This window comes from Duncaniella muris (assembly GCF_003024805.1).
GTDB classification, from domain to species: Bacteria; Bacteroidota; Bacteroidia; order Bacteroidales; family Muribaculaceae; genus Duncaniella; species Duncaniella muris.
In genome coordinates, this window is sequence record NZ_PUEC01000059.1 from 1 (window position 1) to 4,634 (window position 4,634).

Below are 4,634 nucleotides of genomic sequence, written 5' to 3' on the forward strand. Positions count from 1 at the left end.
TGAAAAAAATAAGATTTTGATACCAGAATAACTCTTTGATATACAGACATGGAAAAATTACCCGATTCTCAATGAACCGGGTAAGGGAAGATATGCTATTTATTTTAGGTTAAATGAAAGAGCCGTGACGCCTGGAGGGTAAAATGTGCTGTCGATGTTTTAACAACCGGTAAGGCGGTTTGGTTTTTGTTGATGATTCCTTGTTCCGTTTGTAAATATATGTTAAAACAAGAATCTTTATTTGCAACACTCAAAAAAAGCCCTTACCTTTGCAGTGCAAAACCGGAAAGGAACGCAGGGCTGGAGAGCCTCGCCGACAGAAAAGTTCCTTTCAGAGAGTAGTGAATGGCGATTTAGTGTAGTGGCCTAGCACGCCACCCTCTCACGGTGGAGACCTGGGTTCGATTCCCAGATTCGCTACTCGGAAAAGATGATTTCAGACTTCTGAAATCATCTTTTTTTGCTATATACCTACGGAAACCCGCCCATGCTGACCCTCTCTGCCAATGGCGCCGGATGGTGATGTCCGGCAGGACATCGGTTTACTCGTAGCCCGTGACACCGCAGCGCAAAGCGCGCAGGTGTCACGGGCTTACAATCCCACCCTGCATATGGTGTCCGGTCGAGGACACCGATTTACCGCTCCGGATGGAATGCCCCCTTATTATCGCCATTTTCCAAGCCGTACATGATAAATTCATGGCAAAGTTGCATGAATATGTGCCTATTTTTCATTATATTTGCGATATTACAGAAATAATAAACCCTCATGGAACGGCAACGGGCTAAGATAATCGGTATTGCGCGGCATCGCCTATCGACTGATGGCGATGGCGTGACTACGCTTGTGGCTTTTCACGGCTGTCCGCTACGTTGCCGATATTGTCTTAACCCGCAGTCGTTAGGCGACGGCGGACGTTTCCGCGAGTATTCGCCGGAACAGCTATATACAGAGACCCGCATTGACGAGCTTTATTTCATTGCCACAAACGGCGGCGTGACTTTCGGCGGCGGAGAGCCGTGTCTGCGCCCTGATTTTATCCGACACTTCCGCGAACTGTGCGGCGAGAGCTGGCAAATCAATCTTGAAACATCGCTAAATGTTCCGGCAGACAATATCGCGTCCTTGCTCCCTGTGGTAAACACACTTATCATTGACATCAAGGACATGAATCCTGAGATTTATCGCAACTATACCGGGCGTGGAAACTCCATTGTCCTCCCCAATCTCCGACTGATAGCCAACAGCGGGCGGCAAAGCGACTGCATTATCCGCATACCGCTGATACCTGACTTCAACACTGATGCCGACCGCGAGGCAAGCCGCGCCGCGCTTGAACAACTCGGCTTCACCCGATTCGATTTATTCACCTACCAAATCCGCAAACACTGACACTATGGCACGAGGAAAACAGACCTGCAAGATATTGAAGGAGATACGTCGGCAGATTGCCGAGGCTAACGGCATCGAGTTCGCCACTTCGGAATGTCGCTACAAGGGCGACTGCCTCGGCACATGCCCCAAATGCGAAGCCGAGGTGCGCTACTTGGAGCAGCAGCTCCGCGCCCGATCCCTCGCCGGAAAAGCCGTAGCCCTCGCCGGCATCTCGGCGGGTATGATTCTCATGTCGGGGTGCAGCGGCACATCATCATCGAATCAGTCAAACGAAACATTGCAGGGCGAACCGATCGAAATAGCTGATACATTGGATTTCGAGGGCGAAATTGATGAGGAATGCTTATTATCCAAAACCAGAGATACAATTTTCAATTCTGCAATCGAAGTTTCAGGTATCAAAGAAGGTGAGATAAGCCATGATCCTAATGAAGTAGTAACACAAGGTGAAATGCCGGAAGAGCGGCCGAAAAATCCGGATGAAAGTGGAATTTACAGTTGTGTTGAACAGCTGCCACAATTTCCGGGAGGTCCCGCTGAAATGTTACGTTTCATAGGTCAACATTTGAAATATCCCGAAGAGCAATTAATGGAGGAGATTCAAGGTCGTGTGGTAGTACAGTTCTATGTTGACACATTAGGTCGTGTTTGTGAGCCGAAAATAGTACGAGGTAAAGATTCTGCTCTTGACCGTGAGGCTTTACGGGTAGTAAGATTATTCCCTAATTTTACTCCCGGCACTATTAATGGCAAAAAAGTCAATACATATTTTACTCTTCCCATTACATTCAAATTACCCCCAGATTAATTATGGCACGAGGAAAGCAGACCTGCAAGATATTGAAAGAAATCCGTAGGCAGATAGCCGAGGCCAACGGCATTGAGTTCGCCACTTCGGAATGTCGCTACAAGGGCGACTGCCTCGGCACATGCCCAAAATGCGAAGCAGAGGTGCGCTACTTGGAGCAGCAGCTCCGCGCCCGCTCCCTTGCTGGAAAAGCCGTAGCCCTTGCAGGTATCTCGGCAGCATCCCTCGCCATGCTAATGCCTATCAGCACAGAGGCACAAACACAGCAAGAGTGTCAAGCCTTTATGAAAGGGAGCATACCGGTAATGACTGATACAATCACAGTCAAAGGCATAGTGCTGAGTGGCGACACGTTGCCGGACGGTGGTATATCAAAAGAGCCGTTAATCGGAGCAACGATATCTAACAAGCGTACAGCGTTAGGAGCCATAACCAATTTGGACGGTCATTTCGGACTGCCCGCGTGTGTCGGAGATACATTGAAGGTTGAATATGTCGGTTATGAACCGCAAACGATTGTCGTGACCGAGGATATGAGAAATGTGGAAATCACACTTGCTCCGTACCAAGCTTTGATGGGAGAAGTTGTAGTATTGGATGCGAGACAAGAAGAGAATCATTATCTTGACCTCAATGTGACAGACGAGCATGGTAATCTGATGGATAGTGATAATTTAGACATTTCGAGAATTTGGATTGATGAGGACGGAGAGGAGGATTATGAATATCTTCATCCAAAATACTTTGACGAGAATCATCCATGCCGCATTTATTGGGATTATGACTTGGCACTCCAAGACGAAGATGACAAGCCTCTAAAAGATGCCACACTCCGAATCGAGGCCAAGGGCTACGACGACCCGATAACAATCAAGGTCAAGTACCCCAAGCGCAACGCCAAGAAAACCATCAAGTTCAAACACAAAAAGAAATAGCCTATGGATAAGATTGGCAAATTCATAGCGTCGGCGGTGGTCATGTTCTTATTCATGTTCAGCCTGATATTCTGTTTCGACTCCCCCGACACACTGACCAATATCCTGTTGGTCAGTGCAAACGTGCTGTTTTGGGGCGGACTCCTCTGGCTCATCAATCGGAAAGGAGGCAAGCAATGAAATCACAAGATTGCTATACCGCAAAAGAGGCGTTTACGTTTCCTCTTATATGCCTTGTCTGTTTGGCTTTCAACATCTATTGGGGTTGCTCTGACGTTTGGCCTATCGGAGCAATCGTTGGCATATCCTTTTTCGGCATATTCACATCAGTATATGTCTTCAAATATTTCCGATTCGGCCGTGACTTCCTTAGGATTGATGCTGATGGAATTATATATAAGGAATGGAGCAAAACCACTACGCTTAGATGGTCTGAAATAGCAAAATGCACCGTATGCTATAGACTTTCCGGTGTGGGAGGATCCCTCTTTTACAGAGAGTTGGACATAAACTTATTATCCGAGACAAAACGCCAAAAGAGTATTTATATCGGACTGTCCGGCAAATATTGCCGCAGCAAAAGTGTTATCACTGCCATTGAACAGTTCGGCGGTTCAGAAGTTTATGACAGCCAAACTTCACAGAGCAATAACAAATATGTGGCCAAAATACTCTTTGCGATTCTTATTGGCATTATTATCATTTTTGCATATTCAATTCTTACGGAAACATAATATATGAACAATCGCATTATATACCTCACTGCAATTTTCGGTAATTTTCTATTGCTGGTTTACGCTGCCGTCCTTATTGTCGGAATAAGTGGCGGTTGGCTTGACCGTGAGTTGTGGCTGCATTCCTATGTGGCTAAAGTAGCACAGCTACTGCTTATGGCTTCGGCGATGGGATTGTTGTTTGCCAATATCCGTATTAGCCGTGTACGATACGGTGGCAGGTATCTATCATTGATACTCTGCGGAAACTTCTTTGTCAATCCCTTCCTGAGTTTATATTTCCTGAGCGGCAAGGCAGACGGCAAACAGGAATCGGAGACATTTCCAAAGCGCAAGGTCTATCTATTCCTTTGCAATGTGCAACTGTTTTGGCTGCTATATACATTAGCGGCGGTATTCTATACGCCACTGATTGACTCCAAAATAGGCAGTATATTTTATATTGGAAAACCCAGGCTCGGATGACCCCTTAGGCCAAGGTTGAATTAACCCCTGAAAATATTTTGAATTGACCCCTGAAAACGTTCTGGCCGACGGGGTCAATTTTATTTTGTCTTATCTGCTTTTTATAGCTTTGAGCTTACGGACGCTTTCGCCGGTAAGCGTGATTCGATGAGCAGTGTGGACAATGCGGTCGAGTATTGCATCTGCCACTGTGGAGTCACCGATTGCTTCGTACCAGTCCAGTTCGGGGAGCTGTGATGTCACGATGATTGATTTGCGACCATGGCGGTCTTCGATGATTTCCGTAAGGAGTGCGC

7 protein-coding genes and 1 tRNA gene are annotated in these 4,634 nt (G+C 46.7%); 7 read left to right on the forward strand and 1 reads right to left on the reverse strand.

Features of this window, described 5'->3' with window-relative positions; translation table 11 throughout:
• Nucleotides 1-347 precede the first annotated feature (347 nt).
• From C5O23_RS13855 to C5O23_RS13880, 7 genes are all read left to right on the forward strand, one after another.
• Nucleotides 348-420 (forward strand) — tRNA-Glu (locus C5O23_RS13855).
• 349 nt (nt 421-769) lie between these two features.
• Nucleotides 770-1,393 carry a radical SAM protein gene (locus C5O23_RS13860; protein WP_107033505.1) on the forward strand — a complete coding sequence of 208 codons (624 nt, stop codon included), beginning with the start codon at nt 770-772 and terminating at the stop codon, nt 1,391-1,393.
• Between the two features lie 4 nt (nt 1,394-1,397).
• On the forward strand, nt 1,398-2,204 hold the full coding sequence (locus tag C5O23_RS14365) for an energy transducer TonB (protein ID WP_161553619.1): 807 nt from the start codon (nt 1,398-1,400) through the stop codon (nt 2,202-2,204).
• 2 nt (nt 2,205-2,206) lie between these two features.
• Complete coding sequence (locus tag C5O23_RS14370; RefSeq protein ID WP_161553620.1) at nt 2,207-3,139, forward strand: carboxypeptidase-like regulatory domain-containing protein; 933 nt, start codon at nt 2,207-2,209, stop codon at nt 3,137-3,139.
• A 3-nt stretch (nt 3,140-3,142) separates the two neighbouring features.
• The gene (locus C5O23_RS14375) at nt 3,143-3,319 is read left to right on the forward strand and encodes a hypothetical protein (protein ID WP_160899832.1); all 177 of its coding nucleotides are present in this window, start codon (nt 3,143-3,145) and stop codon (nt 3,317-3,319) included.
• Nucleotides 3,316-3,873, forward strand: coding sequence for a hypothetical protein (locus tag C5O23_RS13875; RefSeq protein WP_107033506.1), 558 nt, complete (start codon nt 3,316-3,318; stop codon nt 3,871-3,873). The genes C5O23_RS14375 and C5O23_RS13875 overlap by 4 nt, the downstream gene beginning before the upstream one ends.
• Before the next feature lie 3 nt (nt 3,874-3,876).
• Nucleotides 3,877-4,338: a hypothetical protein gene (locus tag C5O23_RS13880; protein WP_107033507.1), complete on the forward strand. Its 462-nt coding sequence runs from the start codon at nt 3,877-3,879 to the stop codon at nt 4,336-4,338.
• A gap of 90 nt (nt 4,339-4,428) precedes the next feature.
• On the opposite strand, the gene C5O23_RS13885 is transcribed toward C5O23_RS13880, so the two are convergent.
• The coding region (locus C5O23_RS13885) for an ATP-binding protein (protein WP_161553621.1) at nt 4,429-4,634 on the reverse strand (206 nt) is incomplete at its 5' end.

Excerpts from the sequence above, each read along its gene's own strand:
- C5O23_RS14365 (WP_161553619.1), top strand. The coding sequence starts at position 1,398 with ATGGCACGAGGAAAACAGACCTGCAAGATATTGAAGGAGATACGTCGG.
- C5O23_RS13880 (WP_107033507.1), top strand. The coding sequence starts at position 3,877 with ATGAACAATCGCATTATATACCTCACTGCAATTTTCGGTAATTTTCTA.
- C5O23_RS14375 (WP_160899832.1), top strand. The coding sequence starts at position 3,143 with ATGGATAAGATTGGCAAATTCATAGCGTCGGCGGTGGTCATGTTCTTA.
- C5O23_RS13860 (WP_107033505.1), top strand. The coding sequence starts at position 770 with ATGGAACGGCAACGGGCTAAGATAATCGGTATTGCGCGGCATCGCCTA.
- C5O23_RS13875 (WP_107033506.1), top strand. The coding sequence starts at position 3,316 with ATGAAATCACAAGATTGCTATACCGCAAAAGAGGCGTTTACGTTTCCT.
- C5O23_RS14370 (WP_161553620.1), top strand. The coding sequence starts at position 2,207 with ATGGCACGAGGAAAGCAGACCTGCAAGATATTGAAAGAAATCCGTAGG.